The sequence below is a fragment of the Streptomyces hamibioticus genome, assembly GCF_047946815.1.
Classification (GTDB): Bacteria; Actinomycetota; Actinomycetes; order Streptomycetales; family Streptomycetaceae; genus Streptomyces.
In genome coordinates this window covers 3007304-3030879 of the sequence record NZ_JBKKQY010000001.1, presented here as the reverse complement: position 1 = coordinate 3030879, position 23576 = coordinate 3007304, and the positions used below count along the sequence as shown (strand labels likewise).

The window sequence follows — 23576 nt, the reverse complement described above, 5'->3', positions numbered from 1 at the left end:
CATCGGCACACAGAAACCGGAGAAGTAGTGCCTACGATCCAGCAGCTGGTCCGCAAGGGCCGGCAGGACAAGGTCGAAAAGAACAAGACGCCCGCACTCGAGGGTTCCCCCCAGCGTCGCGGCGTCTGCACGCGTGTGTTCACGACCACCCCGAAGAAGCCGAACTCGGCCCTGCGTAAGGTCGCGCGTGTGCGTCTGACCAGCGGCATCGAGGTCACCGCTTACATTCCGGGTGAGGGACACAACCTGCAGGAGCACTCCATCGTGCTCGTGCGCGGCGGCCGTGTGAAGGACCTGCCGGGTGTTCGCTACAAGATCATCCGCGGTTCCCTCGACACCCAGGGTGTCAAGAACCGCAAGCAGGCCCGCAGCCGTTACGGCGCCAAGAAGGAGAAGTAAGAATGCCTCGTAAGGGCCCCGCCCCGAAGCGTCCGGTCATCATCGACCCGGTCTACGGCTCTCCTCTGGTGACCTCCCTGATCAACAAGGTGCTGCTGAACGGCAAGCGCTCCACCGCCGAGCGCATCGTCTACGGCGCCATGGAGGGCCTGCGCGAGAAGACCGGCAACGACCCGGTCATCACGCTCAAGCGCGCTCTCGAGAACATCAAGCCGACCCTCGAGGTCAAGTCCCGCCGTGTCGGTGGTGCCACCTACCAGGTTCCGGTCGAGGTCAAGCCCGGCCGTGCCAACACGCTGGCGCTGCGCTGGCTGGTCGGTTACTCCCGCGCCCGTCGCGAGAAGACCATGACCGAGCGTCTGCTCAACGAGCTCCTCGACGCCAGCAACGGCCTCGGTGCCGCTGTGAAGAAGCGCGAGGACACGCACAAGATGGCCGAGTCCAACAAGGCCTTCGCGCACTACCGCTGGTAGTCGCTTCCCCCATCGAGACCGAGAGAAGACTGAAGCCTTATGGCTACCACTTCACTTGACCTGGCCAAGGTCCGCAACATCGGGATCATGGCCCACATCGACGCGGGCAAGACGACCACCACCGAGCGGATCCTGTTCTACACCGGTGTGTCCTACAAGATCGGTGAGGTCCACGACGGCGCTGCCACCATGGACTGGATGGAGCAGGAGCAGGAGCGTGGCATCACGATCACCTCTGCTGCCACCACCTGCCACTGGCCGCTGGAGAACGTCGACCACACGATCAACATCATCGACACGCCGGGCCACGTCGACTTCACCGTCGAGGTGGAGCGTTCGCTGCGCGTGCTCGACGGTGCCGTGACGGTGTTCGACGGCGTCGCCGGTGTCGAGCCGCAGTCCGAGACGGTGTGGCGTCAGGCGGACCGCTACGGCGTTCCGCGTATCTGCTTCGTCAACAAGCTCGACCGCACCGGTGCCGAGTTCCACCGCTGCGTCGACATGATCACCGACCGCCTGGGCGCGCAGCCGCTGGTCATGCAGCTGCCGATCGGTGCCGAGGCCGACTTCAAGGGCGTCATCGACCTCGTGACGATGAAGGCCCTGGTCTGGTCCGCCGAGGCCACCAAGGGTGAGATGTACGACACCGTCGACATCCCGGACACCCACGCCGAGGCTGCCGAGGAGTACCGCGGCAAGCTGCTGGAGGCCGTCGCCGAGAACGACGAGGAGATGATGGAGCTGTACCTCGAGGGCCAGGAGCCCTCGGTGGAGCAGCTGTACGCGGCGATCCGCCGCATCACCATCGCCTCCGGCAAGGGCTCGGGCACCACGGTGACCCCGGTGTTCTGCGGCACCGCGTTCAAGAACAAGGGCGTCCAGCCCCTGCTCGACGCGGTCGTGCGCTACCTGCCCTCCCCGGTCGACATCGAGGCCATCGAGGGCCAGGACGTCAAGGACCCGGAGACGGTCGTCAAGCGCAAGCCGTCCGACGACGAGCCGCTGTCGGCGCTGGCGTTCAAGATCATGAGCGACCCGCACCTCGGCAAGCTCACCTTCGTCCGCGTGTACTCCGGCCGCCTGGTCTCCGGTACCGCCGTGCAGAACTCGGTCAAGGGCCGCAAGGAGCGCATCGGCAAGATCTACCGCATGCACGCGAACAAGCGTGAGGAGATCGAGTCGGTGGGCGCCGGCGACATCGTCGCCGTCATGGGTCTGAAGCAGACCACGACCGGCGAGACGCTCTGCGACGAGAAGAACCCGGTGATCCTGGAGTCCATGGACTTCCCGGCGCCGGTCATCGAGGTCGCGATCGAGCCGAAGTCGAAGGGCGACCAGGAGAAGCTGGGCGTCGCGATCCAGCGCCTGGCCGAGGAGGACCCGTCCTTCCAGGTCCACACCAACGAGGAGACCGGCCAGACCGTCATCGGCGGTATGGGCGAGCTTCACCTCGAGGTGCTCGTGGACCGCATGAAGCGCGAGTTCAAGGTCGAGGCCAACGTCGGCAAGCCGCAGGTCGCGTACCGCGAGACCATCCGCAAGTCGGTCGAGAAGGTCGAGTACACCCACAAGAAGCAGACCGGTGGTACCGGTCAGTTCGGTAGGGTCATCATCTCGGTCGAGCCGATCGAGGGCGGCGACGCCTCGTACGAGTTCGTCAACCAGGTCACCGGTGGTCGTATCCCGAAGGAGTACATCCCTTCGGTCGACGCCGGCTGCCAGGAGGCCATGCAGTTCGGCATCCTTGCGGGCTACGAGATGACGGGCGTCCGGGTGACGCTGCTCGACGGTGCCTACCACGAGGTCGACTCCTCCGAGCTCGCGTTCAAGATCGCCGGTTCGCAGGCCTTCAAGGAGGCCGCGCGCAAGGCCAGCCCCGTGCTCCTGGAGCCGATGATGGCCGTCGAGGTCACCACGCCCGAGGACTACATGGGTGACGTCATCGGTGACATCAACTCCCGCCGTGGCCAGATCCAGGCCATGGAGGAGCGGGCGGGTGCCCGCCTCGTGAAGGGCCTCGTGCCCCTGTCGGAGATGTTCGGCTACGTCGGCGACCTCCGCAGCAAGACGTCGGGTCGCGCAAGCTACTCGATGCAGTTCGACTCCTACGCCGAGGTTCCGCGGAACGTCGCCGAGGAGATCATCGCGAAGGCCAAGGGCGAGTAACGGACCGCGCGTCCACGCCGTAGGCTTGACTCCGGAGCCTTGAGGGGCAAACAGCCGCAAACGCGGATGTTTGCCCTGGGGGCCCGGGCTTTAACAGCAAAGATCACCTGGCGCCGATGAAGTAAGGCGTACAGAACCACTCCACAGGAGGACCCCAGTGGCGAAGGCGAAGTTCGAGCGGACTAAGCCGCACGTCAACATCGGCACCATCGGTCACATCGACCACGGTAAGACCACCCTGACGGCGGCCATTACCAAGGTGCTGCACGAGGCGTACCCGGACCTGAACGAGGCCACCCCGTTCGACAACATCGACAAGGCTCCTGAGGAGCGCCAGCGCGGTATCACCATCTCCATCGCGCACGTCGAGTACCAGACCGAGGCGCGTCACTACGCCCACGTCGACTGCCCGGGTCACGCGGACTACATCAAGAACATGATCACCGGTGCCGCCCAGATGGACGGCGCGATCCTGGTGGTCGCCGCGACCGACGGCCCGATGCCGCAGACCAAGGAGCACGTGCTCCTGGCCCGCCAGGTCGGCGTTCCGTACATCGTCGTCGCCCTGAACAAGGCCGACATGGTGGACGACGAGGAGATCCTGGAGCTCGTCGAGCTCGAGGTCCGTGAGCTCCTCTCCGAGTACGAGTTCCCCGGCGACGACGTTCCGGTCGTCAAGGTCTCCGCTCTCAAGGCCCTCGAGGGCGAGAAGGAGTGGGTGGACTCCGTCCTCAACCTGATGAAGGCCGTCGACGAGTCGATCCCGGAGCCGGAGCGCGACGTCGACAAGCCGTTCCTCATGCCGATCGAGGACGTCTTCACCATCACCGGTCGCGGTACGGTCGTCACCGGCCGTATCGAGCGCGGTGTGCTCAAGGTGAACGAGGAAGTCGAGATCATCGGCATCAAGGAAGAGAAGACCAAGACCACGGTTACGGGCATCGAGATGTTCCGTAAGCTGCTGGACGAGGGTCAGGCCGGTGAGAACGTCGGTCTGCTGCTTCGCGGCATCAAGCGCGAGGACGTCGAGCGCGGTCAGGTCATCATCAAGCCGGGCACCGTCACCCCGCACACGGAGTTCGAGGCCCAGGCCTACATCCTGTCCAAGGACGAGGGTGGCCGCCACACGCCGTTCTTCAACAACTACCGCCCGCAGTTCTACTTCCGCACGACGGACGTGACCGGCGTGGTGTCCCTCCCCGAGGGCACCGAGATGGTCATGCCGGGTGACAACACCGAGATGAAGGTGGAGCTCATCCAGCCCGTCGCCATGGAGGAGGGCCTGAAGTTCGCCATCCGTGAGGGTGGCCGGACCGTGGGCGCCAGCCAGGTCACCAAGATCAACAAGTAAGTTCGCTTGCTTGAGGGTCGCCTGACCTGAGTGGCTCGAAGGGGCCCGCACGACTTCGGTCGTGCGGGCCCCTTTGCTTTTGTGCCGGGCTGCTTTGTGCCGGGCTTCTGTGCCGGGCCGTCAGCGGCCGGGCGTGCGCGGTCTGACCGGTGCCGGGGGCCGGGCGCCCGCACCGCCGCCCGCACCGGCGGTGGTGCCGTCGGTCAGCGCCCGGATCAGGCCGTGGTCGGGAGAGAGCCGGCAGGCGGGGTCCGTGCGGGAGGCGTCCCCGGTCAGCGCGTGGGCCTGGCAGCGACAGCCGCCGAAATCCTGGTCGCGGCGGGAACAGCCGCGGCACGGATCGGCCATCCAGCCGGTCCCGCGGTAGCGGGTGAACGCCGTGGAGTGCTCCCAGATCCAGGACAGCGGGTGGTCGCGGACGTTCGGCGGGTCCAGGCCCGGCAGGGCGGCCGCGGCCGGGCAGGGCAGGGCGGTGCCGTCCGGGGCGACGGTGAGGGACACCGCTCCCCAGCCGCCCATGCACGGCTTGGCGACACCGTCGAAGTAGTCGGGGACGACCCAGACCAGATCGGGTCCGGCCGCCGCCCCGTCCCCGGGCCGGGAGGCGAACCGCTCCCGCCACCGCCGAACGGCGTCCCGCGCCCGGGCCAGCTGGTCCCGGCCGGGCAGCAGCGCGGAGCGGTTCAGCAGGCCCCAGCCGTAGAACTGGACGTTGGCCAGCTCGATGCGGTCCACGCCCCAGGACACGCCCAGGGCGATCAGCTCGTCGACGGCGTCGAGGTTCTCGCGGTGCAGGACGACGTTGAGGCCGAGGGGGAGACCGGCGGATCGTACGAGTCCGGCGGCCCGTTCCTTCTGCGCGAAGGAGGACCGGTGGCGGGCGATGCGGTCGCAGGCGCGCGGATCGGCGTGCTGGACGGAGAGCTGGACACTGCTCAGACCGGCGTCGGCGAGGGCGGTCAGCCGGGCCCGGTCGAGGCCGACACCGCTGGTGACCAGCTGGGTGTAGATGCCGGCCGTCGCGGCGGCGCCGACGATGTGCTCCAGGTCCGGGCGCAGCAGCGGCTCGCCGCCGGAGAGATGCGTGTGCACCACGCCGAACTCGCCGGCCTGGCGCATCACGTCCGTCCACTGCTCGGTGCTCAGCTCCTGGGACCGCCGGGTCAGCTCCAGCGGGTTGGAGCAGTAGCCGCAGTGCAGCGGGCAGGCGTGGGTGAGTTCCGCGAGCAGGGCCCAGGGGCGGGCGGGCGCGCCGGCCGCGGCGGTGCGGCTCGCGTGACCGGTGGTGGTCATCGCAGCCAGCCGCCCTTGCGCAGGCGGGCGAGGAAGGCGGGAACGTCGGTGTCCACCGGCGCGCCGGGGAAGCGTGCGGCCAGTGCGTCGACGATTCCGCCCACGCTGCGGGTGCCGTCGCACAGCTCGACGATCTGCCGGCCGTGTTCGGTCAGCACGCCCACGCGCTCGGGCAGGAGCAGCAGGGTCGCGCCGCGCACGGGGTCGTGCCGCCGCACGGCGCCGCGGGCCAGGGCGGGGCACCAGTCGCTCTCCGGCGCCGGTGCCGCCGTCGTCGTGACTGCTCCTGGCGTCGGCGTCGCCGCCGCCGTCATGACTGCTCCTGGCGGCCCGCCGTGTCCACGGCGTCCAGCAGGGACCACAGGACATCGCACTTGAAGCGCAGCGCCGCCACGGCACGTTCCTGGTCGTCCCTGGTGCGGGCCCACTCCAGGACGAGGCCGAGCGCCTCGCGGCTGTCGCGCCGCCCCTGGGAGACGCGGCTGCGGAAGTAGGCGAGGCCCTCCGGTTCGATCCACGGGTAGTGGCGTTCGAAGGCGTCGATGCGGGCGCGCATCAGGTCCGGGGCGGACAGCTCGGTCAGTGAGGCGGCGACGGCTTCCAGGGGCGGGTGCAGCCGGCAGAAGTTGACGTAGCCCTCGACCGCCAGCCGTACGCCCGGCAGTACGTCGTCGGCGCCCAGCAGCGCCTCGCGGTCCAGGCCGGCCGCCTCGCCCAGCCTGAGCCACCGTTCGATGCCGCCCTCGCCCGCCGCCGCCCCGTCGTGGTCCTGGATGCGGCGCAGCCACATCCGGCGCAGCGCGGGCGTGTCCAGCTTGGCGGTGATCAGGGCGTCCTTGACGGGGATGTGGCGCTGGTAGTGGAAGCGGTTGGCGATCCAGCGGCGCAGCTCGGCCGGGCGCAGCTCGCCGCTGTGCATCCGCAGGTTGAAGGGGTGGCGGTCGTGGTACCGCTCCTCCCCGACCGCGCGCAGCCGGGTCTCGAACTCCGCGGGGCTCCAGGGCTCCGTGAGCGGGGCGAGTGCCGTGGTCACAGCTCGATCACCATTCCGTCGTACGCCACCTCGACGCCCCGGCGCGCGAGCCGCTTGTGCTGCGGCGCCGCCGGGTCGACGAGGGGGTTGGTGTTGTTGAGGTGCGTGTAGAGGCAGCGGGCGGGGAGGGAGGCCAGGCGCTCCGCGGTGCCGCCCGGTCCCTCGATGGGCAGGTGGCCCATGCCGGTCGCGGTGCGGGAGGAGATGCCGGCGCGGCGGGGTTCCTCCTCGTCCCAGAAGGTGCCGTCGACGATGACGCAGTCGGCTTCCTCGGCGGCCTGCTGGAGGCGGTCCGGCCAGGCGGCCAGCGCGGGGGCGTAGAGCGCCGAGGTGCCGGAGGCGGGGTCGTACAGGCGCAGTGCGACGACCCATGCGTCGTCGTCCGGGGCGTCGGCGGCGTACCGCGGGCGCTTGCCCGACACCGGGATCCCGGTGACCCGCAGACCGCCGGGGATCTGCGGGTCCAGCGGTCGTGCGCCGCGCGGGGGCAGCTCCCGCCAGGTAACGGAGGTGTACGGCGCCAGTACGTCGCCGAGGCGTAGTCGGTCGACGAGGGCCCGGCGGACGGGGGCCGTCGCGATCACCTGGAGGCCGTCCGCCTCGCGCAGGCGTGCGATGCCGAGGGTGTGGTCGAGTTCGGCGTCGGTGAGGACGAGTCCGGCGAGGGGGGTCTGCCGGGGTCCGGGGCCCGGGTTCAGCTCGGGCCGGGCCTCGATCTGGTCACCGAGGTCGGGAGTGGCGTTGACGACGTACCAGCGGCCCGCGTCCGTCCGGACGGCGAGCGATGCGTGCCGGCGGCGCCAGTGCGCGTGGGCGCGTGCCCCGGAGCAGCCGGGACACGCGCAGTTCCACTGGGGGATTCCGCCGCCGGCCGCGGTGCCGAGCACCAGCAGCAGCATGGCTCCTGCCCTCCTGCTCTCCTGCTCTCCGGTCAGCGGGAGTCGGGGGCGTAGTAGGCGGTGACTTCGAGCGCGGTGTCGACGACCGTGAAGCCGGGGGCCTGCCAGGTGGCCGGCTCCGGCTGCCTGGCGGGGCTCTGCTCGACCTGCTCGACGGGCTTCGTCCGGTCCTCGGTCTCGTGCATGGTCGGATCTGCCTTTCGGTCGGGGACGCCTTCTGTCACATCGAACCCACGGGCTGCGCATCGGCTCGCACGACGAGTACGCCTCCTCGTGTCCGGGACTGACCTCGCGGACTCCCGTGCCGTGCCGACGGCAGTCGAGATGGGAGCCCATCCGCCGCCGGGCATCCGATCATGTGCACAATTCGACGGGCGACCACGGTCCCCTGCCCGCCCTCCTACGCCATCCGGGGGTGCGGAGCACCGGAAAGGCGGAGTGGAGGCGCGGACGAGTCCTTCCTCCGCTCGCAGAAGGACCTGGAGCCAGGTCACGGTGTACGACAGGCGCACCGGACACCGGGGAGTGGCTGGAGGCGGCGCCGACGAGCCCTTGGTGCCCTACGGCCGCTCCTTGTCCGAGTGACGAGAGTGAACCGGTTCGGTTGCAGCCGGGCAAACTGTGCCGGGAACGGTCTCCGAGCCGGGAAACACTGATCACTTGCCTTTGCGACCAGCGACGAGAGTGCGTCCGTGAGTACCGTTCCACTTCCCGAGCAGCCCGACGATCCGTCCGGCGGGCCGTCCCCGTCCATATCCGACGAGCAGTTGGAGTCGTTCCTCCGCGAGGCCGCCGAGGGCGGTGGCGCCCCGGCGCCCAAGGAGCCGTCGGCGCGGGCGCGGATGGTGGCGGCGCGGCTGCGGGAGCAGGACGAGGCGGCACAGCGCGCCCAGGGCGACGGCCGGGGACGGGGGCTCTGGCCGCGCCGGAGGCGGAAGGCGCAGGGCCCGTCGCCCGCTGCGCCGCCCGGCTGGCGGACCGGCCCCGCCTGGCAGGAGATGACCGGCGCCCGCACGCGCCGTCGCGGGGCCGGCGCGGTCCTCGGCGTGAGCCTGGCCGTGGCGTTGGCCGTGGTCGCCGTACGTCCGTCGCTGGTGACGGATCACCTTCCCGGAGCGGAGCCGGAGGCCGCCGCCCCCGCGACGCCGCTGCCTGCCGAGACGGCGCTGCCGACGGCGGCTCCCGGCCGGGTCGGCACGGCGGGCCAACCCACCCGTGAGCACCCCTGGCGGGGCTCACCCGCTGCGCGGTGGGCCGAGGGCGCGGACGCCATCGAACTGCCGGAGGCCAAGGCGGTTCCCGGGCTCGGCGAGGCCGATGTGGAGCTGGCGCTGCGGCACACCAAGGAGTTCCTGGTCGCGAGCAGCCTGGACCCGGCGGTGCTGCGCGGCGGGACGCCCGAACGGGCGCTGGCACTGCTGGAGCCCAAGCAGCCGGCCCTGCTGTCGAAACTGCGGCGGTCGCTGCGCGAGCCGACGCGGCGGAACGACCCTCTGCTGCTCTTCACCCGCTTCGACCCGGACGAGGTGCGCCTGGCCGGTGACGTGGTCAAGGTGCGCGGCCACATGACCTTCACCGCCTCGCGGCCCGGCGAGGTGAAGGTCCACGCGGACTACACCTTCGTCTACCCGCTGGTCCGCGCGCACGGCGACGGGGACCGGGTGGCGCGTACGATCGTCCGCCGCGACCTGACGCTGACGATGGCCGACCCGGGCCGGTGGGCGGCCACCCGGGGCAAGCTCCATCCCGAGAGCTACACGGCCGACTTCAGCAACTCCGACTGCGACGCCCACGACGGCTACCTCCACCCGGCCTTCCCGGACGAGGTCCGCGGACCCGCGCCCACCGGCCCCGCCGAGGACCCCTACGACCGCAGCAGGCCGCTGACCGACGACGCACGCGACGCGGCCGTCTGCGGGGTGGCCACCCGTACGTGACCGGACCCGGCTGCTGGCAGGAAATCGACGTCAGTCGTCAGTCCTGCCACTGCCGTCCGGATCGGCCCACGGCGAGGCTTGGGTCCATGAACAGTGCCTTCGACACGGCCGTGCAGGCCGTCATCGCCCTTGCCGTACTCACCGTCGCAGTGGTACCGGCGGTCGTCGGAGCCCTCCGGGACCGCCGTCTCGACGTCCGGCTGAGGGACGCGGCGGAAGGCCGGGACCGCCGCACGGGTGTCCTGGTCGTCTTCGACCTCGCCTACGGCCCGCACGAGGAGCGGGTGTTCCGCGCCCATGCGAGCCGCGAGCACATCTGACCCGGGGGACGACGAGGCCGGGCCCGGGTGCGCTGTCGCGCACACCCGGGCCCGTTTCCGCACCCCCGCGGTGGGGTCAGTGGCTCACACCCGCTGCCACAGCGCCGGTACGTTCGGCGGCTCCCAGCCGGACTGGGCCTGGTGGCCCTGGAGGCAGCGGTAGGTGGCGCCGCCGTACGTCACCGTGTCGCCCGCCTGGTAGACGGTGCCGGCCGCCCAGGTGCCGCCCGGCGGCTCCTCACCGGGCGGCGGCTCCTCGGGGCCGCCGCCGGTCGTCTTCAGGGTGAGCCCGTAGTTCTGGAGCAGCGGGTTGATCGGCTGGTAGAAGGTCGTACCGCCGCTGCTGCAGTTGCCCGAGCCGCCCGAGGTGACGCCCTGCGCCTGGCTGCCCGAGATGTAGGAGCCGCCCGAGTCGCCGGGCTCGGCGCACACCGAGGTGCGGGTGACGCCGGTGATGGTGCCCTCGGGGTAGGTGACGCTGGTGTTGTGCTGCTGGATGGTGCCGCAGTGCCAGCCGGTGGTGGAGCCGGACCGGCAGACGGAGGCGCCGACCGGGGCCTGCGTGGAACCGGCCACCTGCACGTTCTGGCCGCCCGCGCCGCGGACGTACGGAGTCGCCGTCCACTGCGAGTTGGTCGCCACCCACGCCATGTCCCGGCCCGGGAACACGGAGCCCTGGAAGGTGCCCTGGGCCACGCGGTTGTGTCCGCTGGTGCTCGCGCCGGTCCGGCCGCAGTGCCCGGCGGTGGCGTAGCCCTGCTGGCCGCCCTTGGTGACGGGGAAGCCGATCGAGCAGCGTCCGCTGTTGTTGATGTAGTACGCCTCGCCGCCGCGCAGGTCGTACAGTGCGCGGGGCCGCTCGGCGGTCCGCTCGATCCGGATCAGGGAGCGGTCCACGCCGGCCGCGTCGGCCAGAGCGCGTGCCGCCGCGGGGCGCACCGCCTCGACGGTGACCGTGTTGGCGCGCACGTCGACGTACCAGACCGGTGCGTCGGCCGGGCCCTTCTCCGCCGCCGCCCGGTCCAGGCGGGTCTTGGCCGCGTCCAGGTCGGCGAGGGAGTGCCGGACGACGGCGGCCTGCGCGCCCTGTGCCTCGATCGCGGCGACGTCGGCGGCGTCGGTGGTCGCGACGGTCAGCGTGCCGGACTCGGCGCCGCGCACCCAGGCGCCCGCGAAGTCGCCGCCCAGCGCGGCCCGCAGCCGGCCCGCCACGGCGCCGGCCTCGGCCTCGTTGGCGAGCCGCCGTTCGGCCTGCGGCCGGTCCAGACCGAGGTCGCGCTCCATGGCGCGCAGCAGGGCGGGCGGCGCGGCGTCGGTGCGCAGGGTCTCGGCGGCCGTCGGGGTGGCGGGGCCGGCGGGGGCGGCGGCCGTCCCGGCGCTCGCGGAGCCGCTGAGCCCGGCCACGAGCAGGGCGGCCGTCGCCGCCGCGGCGGCGGACACGGCTCTGGTGCGTCGTCGGAGCATGGGGGATCTCCTCGGTCTCGGTCTCGCTCGGTGGGGAGGTGCCGAAACCGTAGGAAGGGGCAAGGGGACGGCGTAAGACGTCGGTTGACCCTCTGCCCGGCGTTATGGAACGCGGCGCGAGCAGGTGCGCGGCGTCACGGTACGCCGTGGGTGGCCAGCCACCGGGTGTAACTGCCGCTGCGCGCGGCCACGCCCGCGTGGGCCATGCGCGCCTGCGCCAGGACCGTGGCGGCGGTGTCCGCGTCCCGCGTCACCTCGTGCCAGCCGAGCAGATGCCGCCACGACAAGGGCGTGCCGCTGAGCGGCACGGTGACGACGCCGGGCATGGTCGGGAAGGTGGCCCGGCACAGCCCGACGGCCCGCCCGACCTGCACCAGGTGGACGAGCGAGAAGGTGTCCGTCTCGTAGATCCGGCACGGCGTGAACCCGGCGCGGGTGCACGCCGCGGTGAAGCAGTCACCGAAGCAGCCGTCCCCGGGCACGCAGGCCCACGTCTCACCGGCCAGCTCGGTGAGGCCGACCTCGTGGGCGCCGGCGAGGTGATGCCCGTCGGGCACCATGACGAACACCGGGTCCACGGCGACCTCCCGCCACACCAGCCCCTCGGCGCCGGGCGGAGCGGCGGACCCGCACGTCCCGGCGAGCGCGAAGTCCAGCCGCCCCTCGGCGAGCAGACCGGCCAGCTCCCGCTCGGACCAGGAGGTGCAGGTCGTCACCCGGGCGTCGGGCGCCACGTCCGCCAGCCGGTCGACGAGGGCGCCGAGCAGGGGGCCGTGGGTGCCGCCCAGCCGGATGCGTGTCGTCGAGCGCGGGGTGCGGGCGAACCGGGCCGCCTCCTGCTGGAGTTCGGTCACCGCGGGCAGCACGATACGGGTCCGTTCGAGAACGAGTTCACCCAGTGCCGTGGCCCGCACTCCGTGCCGGCCGCGTTCGAACAGCTCACCCCCCAGGGTCCGTTCGATCCGCTTGAGCTGGGCGCTCAACGCGGGCTGCGCGAGCCCGAGCGCGGTCGCCGCCCTGGTGAGACTCCCGGCGTCGGCGATGGCCCGGACGGTCCTGAGATGCCGCAACTCCAGCTCCATGAGGTGAGCTTGCGGCGGGGGAGGGGCGGGGGCAAGAGGTTGGTACAGACCAGTGTCGGGGAAACGGCTTCCGGGAGGCCGCGCCGCTGCCCCGAGGGCAACGGCGCGGCCTGCGCGGCGGGATGACGACGGGCTGCCGGGAGTGCGGGAGCCGGACGGCCTGCCGGGAGGGCCGCAGCGGCGGCTCCCAGCCCCTCAGAGGCGGTGCACCGTGTGCAGCGTCCTCGCGTAGGTGCCGGTGCCGTCGAGCAGCGAGTTGCCGCCCAGGTCTGACATGGTCGGCCCGTTGATCGTCTTGCGGCTGGACAGGAACCGGCGCAGACCGGCGCCGTCCTTGCCGAGATAGATGCCGACGTGGTCCACCGTGGCTGTCTCGTTGTCGTCGCCCGAGTCGGCGTTGAACATGACCAGGTCGCCGGGCTGGAGCTGCGCCGCGGCGGGCGGCTTCGTACCGTCGGTGCGGTCGATGCGCACGCCCGGCGAGTACTCGGCCATGTCCCGGGACCTGCGGGGGAGCCGGTTGCCGGAGGTGTCCTCGCCCGCGGCCAGCGGTACGCCCATGTGGTAGCCGTACACCATGCGGGTGTAACCGGAGCAGTCCAGGTTGCCGGCCTGCTTGCTGGACCGGCCGGTGTAGGCGCCGTCGGGGAAGGTCCAGCCGGTGTCCATGTACTCGTGGAAGTCGGCGCCCTCCCGGCGGTAGCCCTGTGCATCCAGGTAGCCGTATCCGGCCTCGCCGATGACCCGCCTGCCCTCGGCCGGGCCGGAACCGGCCACCACGGGTCCTGCCCCGGCCAGGAACATCGCGGCGTGCGCGAGGACGTCCGGGACGGTGGACCCGGCCCAGCCGCGGACGACGTTCTCCAGTTCCGGCGTCCAGGTCCCGTCGAAGGGCTCGGGCAGCACTCGCACCCAGTCGGTGTGCGTGACGGCGGGCGGTTCGGCCCAGTTGGCGGCGTCCACCTGGAACCGGCTGACGAGCAGCTTCACCGGCAGGTTCGAGCAGCCCTTGTTGGCGAGTGCGCGCAGGCCGACCCGGCCCTTGCCGAAGGTCGCGTCGGTGACGTCGAAGACCCATCCGGACGGCTCCGTGCCCGCGGAACGCCAGGCTTTGGCCCGGATCCGGTCACCCTCCCGGCGCACCCGGATCGTCCAGTCGGTGCCGGCGGGCACATCGGTGGCGAGGGTAACGGCCGTGGCGAGCTGCGTGACCGCGTCGTCGACCTCCTTCTCCACCCGGAACTGGACCGAGCCGGAGACGGTGAAGGACAGCCGGGCCCGGTAGTTGTTGTGCGTGTTCTGGTAGCCGAAGGAGAGGGCGTAGGAACAGGCGTCGCCGGTCGGCACCTTGTCGAAGCGCGCGACGGACCGCACGTCGACGTCGGTGATCTCGTCGTCCCGCACGCTGGCGTGCCGACTGGCGTAGTCGGTGGTGAGGTTGATGATCCCGGTGCCCGGCACCACGGAGTAGTCGGTGTCCACCGGCCCGAGCGTCGACCAGGAGCCGCCGCCCGGGGAGGTGCCCCAGTACCTGCGTCTGTCCGCGGGCAGAGACAGGTCGGGCAGCGTGCGCCCGAAGTCGTCCACGAAGGGCTTCTTGTTCTCCGTGAACGTCCGCTCCGGGCCGGGCAGCAGCACGGTGCGCGCTCCGTGGGTGAGCAGCGCGACGCGTCGGCCGCCGGAGGTTATCTCGCTGCGGGCCGGGGTGCCCGGCAGCACGGTGGCGGTGAGCGGATCGGCCAGGGTGAGGCCGCTGAAGTAGGCGGGGCCCAGCGGCGGCAGCATCACGGCGGAGCGGGCCGTGGTCATGCCGGCCGGGGGCGGGAGCGGGGTGACGGACGCGGCTGCGGGGCCGGCAGCCGCGGCTGAGGGAGCGGCGGTCGCCGTACCGGCGCGCGCCGGCGAGGCGGTGGCCGTGCCGCCCAGGGGGACGGTGGCGGCCGAAGCGGCGAAGAGGGCGAGCAGGGTGCGTCTGGAGGTGCCTGAGGTATGGGTCACGCCCCCATGATCGGGGCAGCGGTGGAGCGGCGGGAGGGCGGGTGGTGCCGCCCGGGCTCACGCGCCACCGGCGGTGCGGTCCCGCGGCGGTCACGGGTGGACCGCACCGGGCGACGGGTTCCGCCAAGCCGACCGTGCCGGCCGGCACCAGGCCGCCGCCCGCGGCGACGGCCCAGGCGATCTCCCGCTGCCACCGGGCGACCGCCCCGGGGCGCTCCCGCGTCGCCGGCAGGTAGGTCGGAGAGAAGCGCGGAGCGGCGCCGTCACATGGAACCACGATGACCGATGTGAAGGGAGCCTGCGCGAGGCCGCCCGTCTCCATGTGTTCCTTGAGGCCGAAACGGACGGTCCTTCAGGATCCACGCACAGGATCGATACAACGACCACACAGTCATTGGCCGGATGTGGGCTCCGGTGGTGTGAGGCGCAGTTCGGCCCACACGGTCTTGCGGGGAAAGCGGCCTTCGGTCACTCCCCAGCGGTGGGCCAGCGCCTCTACGAGGAGCAGACCACGGCCGGATTCGGTGTCGGTGGCGGGCGCCTGGAGGCGGGGCAGGGCGTCGCCCCTGGTGTCGGTGACCTCGATGCGGAGGGTGTCGCCGACGACGTAGAGCGTGAGCCGGAAGTCGCGGCCCGGGACGCGTCCGTGGGCCGCCGCGTTGGAGGCCAGCTCGGCGACGAGCTGACGTGCCGGGTCCAGCGGCAGGTCCCACGAGCGGAGTTGCTCGGTCGCCAGCAGGCGGGCGAGGCGGGCGCCGCGCGGCGTGGGGGAGAGCTGCACGCTGAAGTTGCGGACGGGGGCCGTGGGTTCGGCGGTCTTCTGGTTCACGTCACTCAGCGTGGTGGCGCGTGCGTACCGTGAGAAGTGACTCAGCGGGTGCGTACGGTGACTGTCCGGAGCTTGTCCGGTGTGTCCGGGGCTGTCGGTACGGGGCGTACGGGTAGGGCGCTGGGAGCGACGCAGCGAGTACGACGAAGGGGCGCGCGATGGCGGTCGAGGCGGAGGCGGGCCGGCTCAGGGGTGAGGCGGATGAGCCGGGGTGGGAGGTCGACCCGGACGACGAGTGGGGCGTCGCGGTCATCGCGACGGTGGGGCGCCAGCTGAAACTGCGGCGCGAGGCGGTGGGGATGCGGGCCGCCGAGTTCGGGGCGGCGGTCGGTTACGGGGAGGACCTGGTCTACAAGGTCGAGAGCGGCAAGCGGATTCCCCGGCAGGAGTACCTGGACAGGGCGGACGAGGTGCTGGAGGCGGGCGGGCTCATCTCGGCGGCCTGGGAGGACGTGAAGAAGGTCCGGTACCCGAAGAAGGTTCGGGAACTGGGGAAGCTGGAGGCGAAGGCGGTTGAGATCGGTATCTACGAGTGCAACAGCGTCCATGGCTTGTTGCAGACGCCGGAGCATGCCCGCGCGCTGATGGAGGCGGCACAGCCGCCGTACTCCTCGGACGACGTGGAGCGCATGGTGGCTGCCTGTATGGCCCGTCAGTCGGTCTTCGAGCGAGAGCCGGCTCCATCCCTCCACTTCGTCCTGGAAGAGGCACCGCTGCGTCGGCCGGTTGGCGGCACAATGGTGTGGCAGCGCCAGCTCGAACGTCTGCTGGAGGTCGGGAGGTTGACCCACGTCACGCTTCAGGTGATGCCGACGAACACCGATGCCCACCCGGGAGTGGACGGCAAGATCGAGTTGCTCAAGTTCCCGGACGGCACGGCCGTGGGGCGTTCCGACGGCGCGTTCAACGGGCGGCCGATCGCTGAACCCAGGGACCTGCGCATCCTTGAGCTGCGGTATGGCACGATCCGGGCCCAGGCGCTCCCGCCGAGAGAGTCGCTCGCCTTCATCGGACAACTGCTGGGAGAAACATGATCCACAAGGCCTCCGTCAGGGAAGCCTCTGAACTGGCGTGGTTCAAGAGCAGCTACAGCAGTGGCACGGACGGCAACTCCTGCGTCGAGGTCGCCGCAACTCCCGGCACCGTCCACGTCCGCGACTCCAAGAGCGTCGACGGGCCTCGCCTGGCGCTCACGCCCGCAGCATGGACGGACTTCGTGACGTACGCCTCGGAGAGCTGACGCCTCAACGACCTGCGCGGGACCTCGGCGCCCGGTCCTACCGCAGCGGAATCTCGACCCCGTGTTCGTGCACGGGCCGGGGGCCGTGGATGCGTCTGTCGGTCTCGGTGATGGCGACGTCGTTGATGCTCGCCTCGCGGCGTCGCATGAGGCCGTGCTGATCGAACTCCCACAGTTCGTTGCCGTAGCTGCGCCACCACTGGCCTGCCCAGTCGTGCCACTCGTACTGGAACCGGACGGCGATCCGGTCCTCGTGGAACGACCAGAGGCTCTTGCGCAGCGCGTAGTCCAGTTCGCGCTCCCACTTGCGGGTGAGGAAGGCGACGATCTCCTCGCGGCCCCTGACGAAGGTGTCCCGGTTCCGCCAGGTGGAGTCCGGCGTGTAGGCCAGTGCCACCCGGTGGGGGTCGCGGGTGTTCCACGCGTCCTCGGCGCTCTGGACCTTCCGCAGGGCCGTCTCCCGCGTGAACGGGGGACAGGGCGGGCGACTCTCCGGCATGGCGACCTCCTCGCATCGAGAACGCTCGTTCTCTGCTGGTGGGGCTAAGGTAGGGAACGACCGTTCTCGACGTCAAGGAGTTCTGGATGCCGGCCCCCCTCAGCGAGGAGCGGAACCGCCTGGACCGCGAGACGCTGCTCGACGCGGCGGAGAGCCTCTTCTACGAGCGAGGCATCCAGGCGGTCGGCATGGACCAGGTCCGCGCGGCCTCCGGTCTGCCGCTGAAGCGGATCTACCGGTTCTTCGCGACGAAGGAGGACCTGGTCGTGGCGGTGCTCAGGCGCCGCGACCAGCGGTGGAGGGGGAGCCTGGCCGCGCGGGTGGCGCAGGTCCAGGACCCTCGCGAGCGCGTACTCGCGGTGTTCGACTGGCTCGCCGAGTGGTTCGCACAGCCCGGTTTCCGCGGATGCGCCTGGGTCAACGCGCACGGCGAGCTCGGCGCGTCGTCCGAGGCGGTCCTCGCCGAGGTCAGGGCGCACAAGGAGGCGTTCCGCGGCCAGATCGCGGAGTGGGTCCGCGCCGCCGGGGCGCCGGTGGCCGACCCGGTCTTCCTGCTCGCCGAAGGGGCCATCGTGACCGCCGGCATCAGTGGCGGCCCCGGCCCGGCCCGGCAGGCCCGCGAAGCCGTCGCGACGCTGCTCGGGCCCGCTGCGGGCGGGGAGACGCGGAAGACGTGACCGGGGCGACGGCGCCCCGCCGGGCATCGCCGCCCGCGGCCGGGCCGCACCCGTGTTTGCTCCCCGCCGGCCCGCGGGTAATCTCTTCGCCCCGATTGGCGCCCCCGCTGCCCCATATGGCAGACTGTCGGAGTTGCTCGGTCGAGTGTTGATGCTGCGCGCCTCCCGCCGGGAGGACCGGAAGCGAGTCCCACAGTACTCGTCGCCCCTGATCAGGGGCGGACGTACGGGAATCTTCCGGGAAGCGTGGGCGCGGCACCGGCCAGGCACCCGGTGGGCCTCTCGCCCCCGGCCCGCGGTTCCGTGAGGGCCCGCACTCCCACAGCAGGGATGTTCGAACAAGGGACATCTGTGTCAGCGGGAGCGCGACACGCCCGACCGCGTGGGTCGGAGCGAGGGCAGGAAACTCCGGGTTCCAGAGCGTTAGAGAGACAGGACTACGAAGTAGCCATGGCGGGACAGAAGATCCGCATCCGGCTCAAGGCCTACGACCACGAGGTCATCGACTCCTCGGCGAAGAAGATCGTCGAGACGGTGACTCGCACTGGTGCGTCGGTCGCGGGCCCGGTGCCGCTGCCCACTGAGAAGAACGTGTACTGCGTCATCAAGTCGCCGCACAAGTACAAGGACTCGCGCGAGCACTTCGAGATGCGCACGCACAAGCGCCTGATCGACATCCTCGACCCGACCCCCAAGACCGTTGACTCTCTGATGCGACTCGACCTCCCGGCCGGTGTCGACATCGAGATCAAGCTCTGAGGCCGGTGATCTGAGAAGATGGCTAAGCAGATCAAGGGCATCCTGGGCGAGAAGCTCGGTATGACGCAGGTGTGGGACGAGAACAACCGTGTTGTTCCGGTCACCGTCGTCAAGGCCGGGCCCAACGTCGTCACCCAGGTCCGTACGAACGACGTCGACGGCTACGAGTCCGTCCAGATCGCCTTCGGCGAGATCGACCCGCGCAAGGTGAACAAGCCCCTCAAGGGCCACTTCGCCAAGGCCGACGTCACTCCCCGCCGCCACCTCGTCGAGATCCGTACCGCTGACGCCAGCGAGTACACCCTCGGCCAGGAGATCACCGCTGAGGTGTTCGAGGCCGGCATCAAGGTCGACGTGACCGGCAAGAGCAAGGGCAAGGGCTTCGCCGGTGTCATGAAGCGTCACAACTTCAAGGGCCTCGGCGCCGGACACGGCACCCAGCGCAAGCACCGCTCGCCCGGTTCCATCGGCGGCTGCGCCACCCCGGGCCGTGTGTTCAAGGGCCTCCGCATGGCGGGTCGCATGGGCAACGAGCGGGTCACCACCCAGAACCTGACCGTCCACGCCGTTGACGCGGAGAAGGGTCTGCTGCTCATCAAGGGCGCGGTTCCCGGTCCGAACGGCGGCCTCGTCCTGGTCCGCACCGCGGCCAAGGGGGCCTGAGGTAACCGATGAGCACTGTTGACATCCTTTCGCCGGCGGGCGACAAGGCCGGTACCGTCGAGCTCCCCGCGGAGATCTTCGACGTTGAGAAGGTCAGCGTCCCGCTGATCCACCAGGTCGTCGTCGCGCAGCTGGCCGCTGCCCGCCAGGGCACCCACAAGACCAAGACGCGTGGCGAGGTCCGCGGCGGTGGCAAGAAGCCGTACCGCCAGAAGGGCACCGGTCGCGCCCGTCAGGGTTCGACCCGCGCGCCGCAGTTCGCCGGTGGTGGCGTCGTGCACGGTCCCGTGCCGCGCGACTACTCGCAGCGCACCCCGAAGAAGATGAAGGCCGCCGCTCTGCGGCACGCCCTCACCGACCGGGCGCGTCACAACCGCATCCACGTCATCTCCGGCGTGGTCGAGGGCGAGACCCCCTCCACCAAGGCCGCCAAGAGCCTGTTCGGCAAGATCAGCGAGCGCAAGAACCTGCTCCTGGTCGTCGACCGCTCCGACGAGGCCGCGTGGCTGTCCGCCCGCAACCTGCCCCAGGTCCACATCCTGGAGCCGGGCCAGCTGAACACGTACGACGTTCTCGTCTCCGACGACGTGGTCTTCACCAAGGCTGCCTTCGAGTCCTTCGTGTCCGGCACGCCCAGTGCCGACCGGGTCAATGACACCGAAGGGAGCGAGGTCTGATGGCCATCCGTCACCCCGCTATCGCCTCCAAGGCCGCGAAGAAGGCCAAGGCCGCGCGCGTCGCCAAGGCGCGTCGCCACGCCGCCGAGGGCAAGAACACCGTCGTCACCCCGGCGAGCAAGGCGTACACGGACCCCCGTGACGTGCTGCTGAAGCCGGTCGTGTCCGAGAAGAGCTACGCGCTGCTCGACGAGAACAAGTACACGTTCGTCGTCGACCCGCGGGCCAACAAGACCCAGATCAAGGAGGCCGTGCAGTCGGTCTTCTCGGTCAAGGTCACCGGGGTCAACACGATCAACCGCCAGGGCAAGCGCAAGCGGACCCGCACCGGCTTCGGCCAGCGTGCGTCGACCAAGCGCGCGATCGTGACCCTCGCCGAGGGCGACCGTATCGACATCTTCGGCGGTCCGACCTCCTGACGGAGGTCCGGAACGTCCAGGATTTCGGAAATACTTCCGAGGACTGAGAGACAATGGGTATCCGCAAGTACAAGCCGACGACTCCTGGCCGTCGTGGCGCCAGCGTCGCCGACTTCGTCGAGGTCACGCGGTCCACGCCGGAGAAGTCGCTGGTCCGTCCCCTGCACAGCAAGGGCGGCCGTAACAACGCCGGTCGTGTGACCGTTCGCCACCAGGGTGGCGGACACAAGCGCGCCTACCGAGTGATCGACTTCCGTCGTCACGACAAGGACGGCGTGCCGGCGAAGGTCGCGCACATCGAGTACGACCCCAACCGCACCGCGCGCATCGCGCTCCTGCACTACGCGGACGGCGAGAAGCGCTACATCCTCGCGCCGCGTGGCCTGAACCAGGGCGACCGCGTCGAGAACGGTCCCGGGGCCGACATCAAGCCGGGCAACAACCTGGCCCTCCGCAACATCCCGGTCGGTACCACGATCCACGCGATCGAGCTCCGTCCCGGTGGCGGTGCCAAGTTCGCCCGCTCCGCCGGTGCCTCCGTGCAGCTGCTGGCGAAGGAGGGCGCCTACGCCCACCTGCGCATGCCGTCCGGCGAGATCCGCCTGGTCGACGTCCGCTGCCGCGCCACCGTCGGCGAGGTCGGCAACGCCGAGCAGAGCAACATCAACTGGGGCAAGGCGGGCCGCAAGCGGTGGCTGGGCGTTCGCCCGACCGTCCGTGGTGTGGTCATGAACCCGGTCGACCACCCGCACGGTGGTGGTGAGGGTCGGACCTCCGGTGGCCGTCACCCCGTGTCCCCGTGGGGCAAGAAGGAAGGCCGTACTCGTTCGCCCAAGAAGGCGTCGAACAAGTACATCGTCCGCCGCCGCAAGACGAACAAGAAGCGCTAAGGACGGGTTGAGATGCCTCGTAGCTTGAAGAAGGGACCCTTCGTCGACGACCACCTGATCAAGAAGGTGGACGCCCAGAACGAAGCCGGTACCAAGAACGTCATCAAGACCTGGTCCCGTCGCTCGATGATCGTCCCGGCGATGCTCGGCCACACGATCGCGGTGCACAACGGCAAGACCCACATCCCGGTGTTTGTCACCGAGTCCATGGTCGGCCACAAGCTCGGCGAGTTCTCGCCGACGCGCACCTTCCGGGGTCACGTCAAGGACGACCGGAAGTCGAAGCGCCGCTAACAGCGGGGTGGAATGACCAATGACAGACACTGAAGGGACAACCATGGAAGCCAGGGCCCAGGCGCGGTACATCCGCGTCACGCCCATGAAGGCCCGCCGCGTGGTGGACCTCATCCGTGGCATGGATGCCACGGAGGCTCAGGCGGTCCTGCGTTTCGCCCCGCAGGCCGCGAGCGTGCCGGTCGGCAAGGTGCTGGACAGCGCCATCGCCAACGCCGCGCACAACTACGACCACACCGACGTCGACAGCCTCTACATCTCCGAGGCCTACGTCGACGAGGGCCCGACCCTGAAGCGGTTCCGTCCGCGCGCCCAGGGCCGCGCCTACCGGATCCGCAAGCGGACCAGCCACATCACCGTGGTCGTCAGCAGCAAGGAAGGGACCCGGTAATGGGCCAGAAGGTAAACCCGCACGGGTTCCGGCTCGGCGTGACGACCGACTTCAAGTCGCGCTGGTACGCCGACAAGCTCTACAAGGACTACGTCAAGGAAGACGTCGCCATCCGTCGGATGATGACGTCCGGCATGGAGCGCGCCGGCATCTCCAAGGTGGAGATCGAGCGCACCCGTGACCGTGTCCGCGTGGACATCCACACCGCGCGTCCGGGCATCGTCATCGGCCGCCGTGGCGCCGAGGCCGACCGCATCCGCGGTGACCTCGAGAAGCTCACGGGCAAGCAGGTCCAGCTGAACATCCTCGAGGTCAAGAACCCCGAGACCGACGCTCAGCTCGTGGCCCAGGCCGTTGCCGAGCAGCTGTCCTCCCGCGTCTCCTTCCGCCGCGCCATGCGCAAGAGCATGCAGTCGGCGATGAAGGCGGGCGCCAAGGGCATCAAGATCCAGTGCGGTGGCCGCCTCGGCGGCGCCGAGATGTCCCGCTCGGAGTTCTACCGCGAGGGCCGCGTGCCCCTGCACACGCTCCGCGCCAACGTGGACTACGGCTTCTTCGAGGCCAAGACGACCTTCGGCCGCATCGGTGTGAAGGTCTGGATCTACAAGGGCGACGTCAAGAACATCGCCGAGGTCCGCGCCGAGAACGCCGCCGCCCGTGCGGGCAACCGCCCGGCCCGTGGTGGCGCCGACCGCCCGGCCCGTGGTGGCCGCGGTGGCGAGCGTCGTGGGCGCAAGCCGCAGCAGCAGTCGGCTCCGGCCGCCGAGGCCCCCAAGGCCGACGCGCCCGCCGCTGCCGCTCCGGCTGAGAGCACCGGAACGGAGGCCTGACCGTCATGCTGATCCCCCGTAGGGTCAAGCACCGCAAGCAGCACCACCCCAAGCGCAACGGCATGTCCAAGGGTGGCACGCAGGTTGCGTTCGGCGAGTACGGCATCCAGGCGATGACCCCGGCGTACGTGACGAACCGCCAGATCGAGGCCGCTCGTATCGCCATGACCCGTCACATCAAGCGTGGCGGCAAGGTCTGGATCAACATCTACCCGGACCGCCCCCTCACCAAGAAGCCGGCCGAGACCCGCATGGGTTCCGGTAAGGGTTCGCCGGAGTGGTGGGTGGCCAACGTCAAGCCCGGACGCGTCATGTTCGAGCTGTCGTACCCCAACGAGAAGATCGCGCGCGAGGCCCTGACCCGTGCGGCTCACAAGCTGCCGATGAAGTGCAAGATCGTCAAGCGCGAGGCAGGTGAAGCGTGATGTCGGCCGGTACCAAGGCGTCAGAGCTGCGCGAGCTGGGCAACGAGGAGCTTCTGGCGAAGCTCCGCGAGGCCAAGGAAGAGCTGTTCAACCTCCGCTTCCAGGCGGCGACGGGCCAGCTCGAGAACCACGGCCGTCTCAAGGCGGTCCGCAAGGACATCGCCCGGATCTACACCCTCATGCGTGAGCGTGAGCTCGGCATCGAGACGGTGGAGAACGCCTGATGAGCGAGAGCAACGTGACTGAGAACAAGACGGAGCAGCGCGGCTTCCGCAAGACCCGTGAGGGTTACGTCGTCAGCGACAAGATGGACAAGACCGTCGTCGTCGCCGTCGAGGACCGCGTCAAGCACGCGCTGTACGGCAAGGTCATCCGCCGTACGAACAAGCTCAAGGCGCACGACGAGCAGAATGCCGCGGGTGTCGGCGACCGTGTCCTCCTGATGGAGACCCGGCCGCTGTCCGCGACCAAGCGCTGGCGCGTCGTCGAGATCCTCGAGAAGGCCAAGTAATCCCTCCTAGGGGAACCCCCTAGGCATCGTTCCGCCAGGCTCGGGGCGGGTGTGCAA

Annotated in this window: 30 protein-coding genes; 20 read left to right on the top strand and 10 right to left on the bottom strand. The window is 70.3% G+C overall.

The features are described from left to right. Window positions 1-27: 27 nt before the first annotated feature. The 4 genes from rpsL (at window position 28) to tuf (ending at window position 4389) form a co-directional block, all read left to right on the top strand. Window positions 28-399, top strand: coding sequence for a 30S ribosomal protein S12 (rpsL, locus tag ACLGIH_RS13485; RefSeq protein ID WP_003948652.1), 372 nt, complete (start codon window positions 28-30; stop codon window positions 397-399). A 2-nt stretch (window positions 400-401) separates the two neighbouring features. Further along, window positions 402-872 (top strand): 30S ribosomal protein S7, encoded by a 471-nt coding sequence (gene rpsG, locus ACLGIH_RS13480; RefSeq protein ID WP_003998848.1) that lies wholly within the window; start codon window positions 402-404, stop codon window positions 870-872. A gap of 39 nt (window positions 873-911) precedes the next feature. Further along, window positions 912-3038, top strand: coding sequence for an elongation factor G (gene fusA, locus ACLGIH_RS13475; RefSeq protein ID WP_416525488.1), 2127 nt, complete (start codon window positions 912-914; stop codon window positions 3036-3038). Between the two features lie 157 nt (window positions 3039-3195). Beyond that, window positions 3196-4389 carry an elongation factor Tu gene (gene tuf, locus ACLGIH_RS13470; RefSeq protein ID WP_416525487.1) on the top strand — a complete coding sequence of 398 codons (1194 nt, stop codon included), beginning with the start codon at window positions 3196-3198 and terminating at the stop codon, window positions 4387-4389. 120 nt (window positions 4390-4509) lie between these two features. Here tuf and pqqE read toward each other — a convergent pair whose 3' ends face one another. From pqqE to ACLGIH_RS13445, 5 genes are read right to left on the bottom strand one after another with little or no spacing between them, the layout of a single operon-like run. Beyond that, window positions 4510-5682 carry a pyrroloquinoline quinone biosynthesis protein PqqE gene (pqqE, locus tag ACLGIH_RS13465; RefSeq protein ID WP_416525486.1) on the bottom strand — a complete coding sequence of 391 codons (1173 nt, stop codon included), beginning with the start codon at window positions 5680-5682 and terminating at the stop codon, window positions 4510-4512. Next, entirely contained in the window at window positions 5679-5996 is a 318-nt protein-coding gene (pqqD, locus tag ACLGIH_RS13460) for a pyrroloquinoline quinone biosynthesis peptide chaperone PqqD (RefSeq protein WP_416525485.1), read from the bottom strand. Before pqqD ends, pqqE begins: the two co-directional genes overlap by 4 nt. Further along, window positions 5993-6715: a pyrroloquinoline-quinone synthase PqqC gene (gene pqqC, locus ACLGIH_RS13455; protein WP_416525484.1), complete on the bottom strand. Its 723-nt coding sequence runs from the start codon at window positions 6713-6715 to the stop codon at window positions 5993-5995. Before pqqC ends, pqqD begins: the two co-directional genes overlap by 4 nt. Continuing rightward, window positions 6712-7614 (bottom strand): pyrroloquinoline quinone biosynthesis protein PqqB, encoded by a 903-nt coding sequence (gene pqqB, locus ACLGIH_RS13450; protein WP_416525483.1) that lies wholly within the window; start codon window positions 7612-7614, stop codon window positions 6712-6714. Before pqqB ends, pqqC begins: the two co-directional genes overlap by 4 nt. A gap of 32 nt (window positions 7615-7646) precedes the next feature. Further along, window positions 7647-7799, bottom strand: coding sequence for a pyrroloquinoline quinone precursor peptide PqqA (locus ACLGIH_RS13445; RefSeq protein ID WP_416525482.1), 153 nt, complete (start codon window positions 7797-7799; stop codon window positions 7647-7649). Window positions 7800-8306: 507 nt separating this feature from the next. Between ACLGIH_RS13445 and ACLGIH_RS13440 the strand changes: the two genes are divergently transcribed. Then, window positions 8307-9551 carry a hypothetical protein gene (locus tag ACLGIH_RS13440; protein WP_416525481.1) on the top strand — a complete coding sequence of 415 codons (1245 nt, stop codon included), beginning with the start codon at window positions 8307-8309 and terminating at the stop codon, window positions 9549-9551. 86 nt (window positions 9552-9637) lie between these two features. Further along, on the top strand, window positions 9638-9871 hold the full coding sequence (locus ACLGIH_RS13435) for a hypothetical protein (protein WP_416525480.1): 234 nt from the start codon (window positions 9638-9640) through the stop codon (window positions 9869-9871). A gap of 84 nt (window positions 9872-9955) precedes the next feature. Here ACLGIH_RS13435 and ACLGIH_RS13430 read toward each other — a convergent pair whose 3' ends face one another. The 4 genes from ACLGIH_RS13430 to ACLGIH_RS13415 form a co-directional block, all read right to left on the bottom strand. Continuing rightward, window positions 9956-11335 (bottom strand): carbohydrate-binding protein, encoded by a 1380-nt coding sequence (locus ACLGIH_RS13430; protein ID WP_416525479.1) that lies wholly within the window; start codon window positions 11333-11335, stop codon window positions 9956-9958. Between the two features lie 134 nt (window positions 11336-11469). Further along, window positions 11470-12417, bottom strand: coding sequence for a LysR family transcriptional regulator (locus ACLGIH_RS13425; protein WP_416525478.1), 948 nt, complete (start codon window positions 12415-12417; stop codon window positions 11470-11472). Window positions 12418-12612: 195 nt separating this feature from the next. Continuing rightward, on the bottom strand, window positions 12613-14415 hold the full coding sequence (locus ACLGIH_RS13420; protein WP_416525477.1) for an NlpC/P60 family protein: 1803 nt from the start codon (window positions 14413-14415) through the stop codon (window positions 12613-12615). A 391-nt stretch (window positions 14416-14806) separates the two neighbouring features. Continuing rightward, the gene (locus ACLGIH_RS13415; RefSeq protein WP_416525476.1) at window positions 14807-15244 is read right to left on the bottom strand and encodes an ATP-binding protein; all 438 of its coding nucleotides are present in this window, start codon (window positions 15242-15244) and stop codon (window positions 14807-14809) included. 158 nt (window positions 15245-15402) lie between these two features. On the opposite strand from ACLGIH_RS13415, the gene ACLGIH_RS13410 reads away from it, so the two are divergent. Next, entirely contained in the window at window positions 15403-16278 is an 876-nt protein-coding gene (locus tag ACLGIH_RS13410; protein WP_416525475.1) for a helix-turn-helix domain-containing protein, read from the top strand. Next, window positions 16275-16484 (top strand): DUF397 domain-containing protein, encoded by a 210-nt coding sequence (locus ACLGIH_RS13405; protein ID WP_416525474.1) that lies wholly within the window; start codon window positions 16275-16277, stop codon window positions 16482-16484. The genes ACLGIH_RS13410 and ACLGIH_RS13405 overlap by 4 nt, the downstream gene beginning before the upstream one ends. A 37-nt stretch (window positions 16485-16521) precedes the next feature. On the opposite strand, the gene ACLGIH_RS13400 is transcribed toward ACLGIH_RS13405, so the two are convergent. Continuing rightward, complete coding sequence (locus ACLGIH_RS13400) at window positions 16522-16983, bottom strand: nuclear transport factor 2 family protein (RefSeq protein ID WP_416525473.1); 462 nt, start codon at window positions 16981-16983, stop codon at window positions 16522-16524. An 86-nt stretch (window positions 16984-17069) separates the two neighbouring features. On the opposite strand from ACLGIH_RS13400, the gene ACLGIH_RS13395 reads away from it, so the two are divergent. The 12 genes from ACLGIH_RS13395 to rpsQ all read left to right on the top strand — a co-directional run bounded on the left by ACLGIH_RS13395 (window position 17070) and on the right by rpsQ (window position 23519). Next, window positions 17070-17660 carry a TetR/AcrR family transcriptional regulator gene (locus tag ACLGIH_RS13395; protein WP_416525472.1) on the top strand — a complete coding sequence of 197 codons (591 nt, stop codon included), beginning with the start codon at window positions 17070-17072 and terminating at the stop codon, window positions 17658-17660. Between the two features lie 450 nt (window positions 17661-18110). Continuing rightward, window positions 18111-18419 (top strand): 30S ribosomal protein S10, encoded by a 309-nt coding sequence (gene rpsJ / locus ACLGIH_RS13390; RefSeq protein WP_003948644.1) that lies wholly within the window; start codon window positions 18111-18113, stop codon window positions 18417-18419. Between the two features lie 18 nt (window positions 18420-18437). Continuing rightward, window positions 18438-19082, top strand: a complete 645-nt coding sequence (gene rplC / locus ACLGIH_RS13385; protein WP_020135811.1) for a 50S ribosomal protein L3 — start codon at window positions 18438-18440, stop codon at window positions 19080-19082. Between the two features lie 8 nt (window positions 19083-19090). Further along, window positions 19091-19759, top strand: coding sequence for a 50S ribosomal protein L4 (gene rplD / locus ACLGIH_RS13380; protein ID WP_416525471.1), 669 nt, complete (start codon window positions 19091-19093; stop codon window positions 19757-19759). After that, a complete protein-coding gene (rplW, locus tag ACLGIH_RS13375; protein ID WP_416525470.1) occupies window positions 19759-20178 on the top strand; it encodes a 50S ribosomal protein L23 in 420 nt (139 codons plus the stop codon). Before rplD ends, rplW begins: the two co-directional genes overlap by 1 nt. 53 nt (window positions 20179-20231) lie before the next feature. Next, complete coding sequence (gene rplB, locus ACLGIH_RS13370) at window positions 20232-21068, top strand: 50S ribosomal protein L2 (protein WP_188183974.1); 837 nt, start codon at window positions 20232-20234, stop codon at window positions 21066-21068. Between the two features lie 12 nt (window positions 21069-21080). Further along, window positions 21081-21362, top strand: a complete 282-nt coding sequence (gene rpsS / locus ACLGIH_RS13365) for a 30S ribosomal protein S19 (RefSeq protein WP_010036728.1) — start codon at window positions 21081-21083, stop codon at window positions 21360-21362. A gap of 43 nt (window positions 21363-21405) precedes the next feature. After that, a complete protein-coding gene (gene rplV, locus ACLGIH_RS13360) occupies window positions 21406-21753 on the top strand; it encodes a 50S ribosomal protein L22 (RefSeq protein ID WP_028420772.1) in 348 nt (115 codons plus the stop codon). Next, window positions 21753-22583 carry a 30S ribosomal protein S3 gene (rpsC, locus tag ACLGIH_RS13355; RefSeq protein WP_100569745.1) on the top strand — a complete coding sequence of 277 codons (831 nt, stop codon included), beginning with the start codon at window positions 21753-21755 and terminating at the stop codon, window positions 22581-22583. Before rplV ends, rpsC begins: the two co-directional genes overlap by 1 nt. A 5-nt stretch (window positions 22584-22588) precedes the next feature. Further along, window positions 22589-23008, top strand: a complete 420-nt coding sequence (gene rplP, locus ACLGIH_RS13350; protein WP_332885451.1) for a 50S ribosomal protein L16 — start codon at window positions 22589-22591, stop codon at window positions 23006-23008. Then, complete coding sequence (rpmC, locus tag ACLGIH_RS13345) at window positions 23008-23232, top strand: 50S ribosomal protein L29 (RefSeq protein WP_007494763.1); 225 nt, start codon at window positions 23008-23010, stop codon at window positions 23230-23232. Before rplP ends, rpmC begins: the two co-directional genes overlap by 1 nt. Further along, window positions 23232-23519 carry a 30S ribosomal protein S17 gene (gene rpsQ, locus ACLGIH_RS13340; RefSeq protein WP_289933197.1) on the top strand — a complete coding sequence of 96 codons (288 nt, stop codon included), beginning with the start codon at window positions 23232-23234 and terminating at the stop codon, window positions 23517-23519. The genes rpmC and rpsQ overlap by 1 nt, the downstream gene beginning before the upstream one ends. Window positions 23520-23576 lie beyond the last annotated feature (57 nt).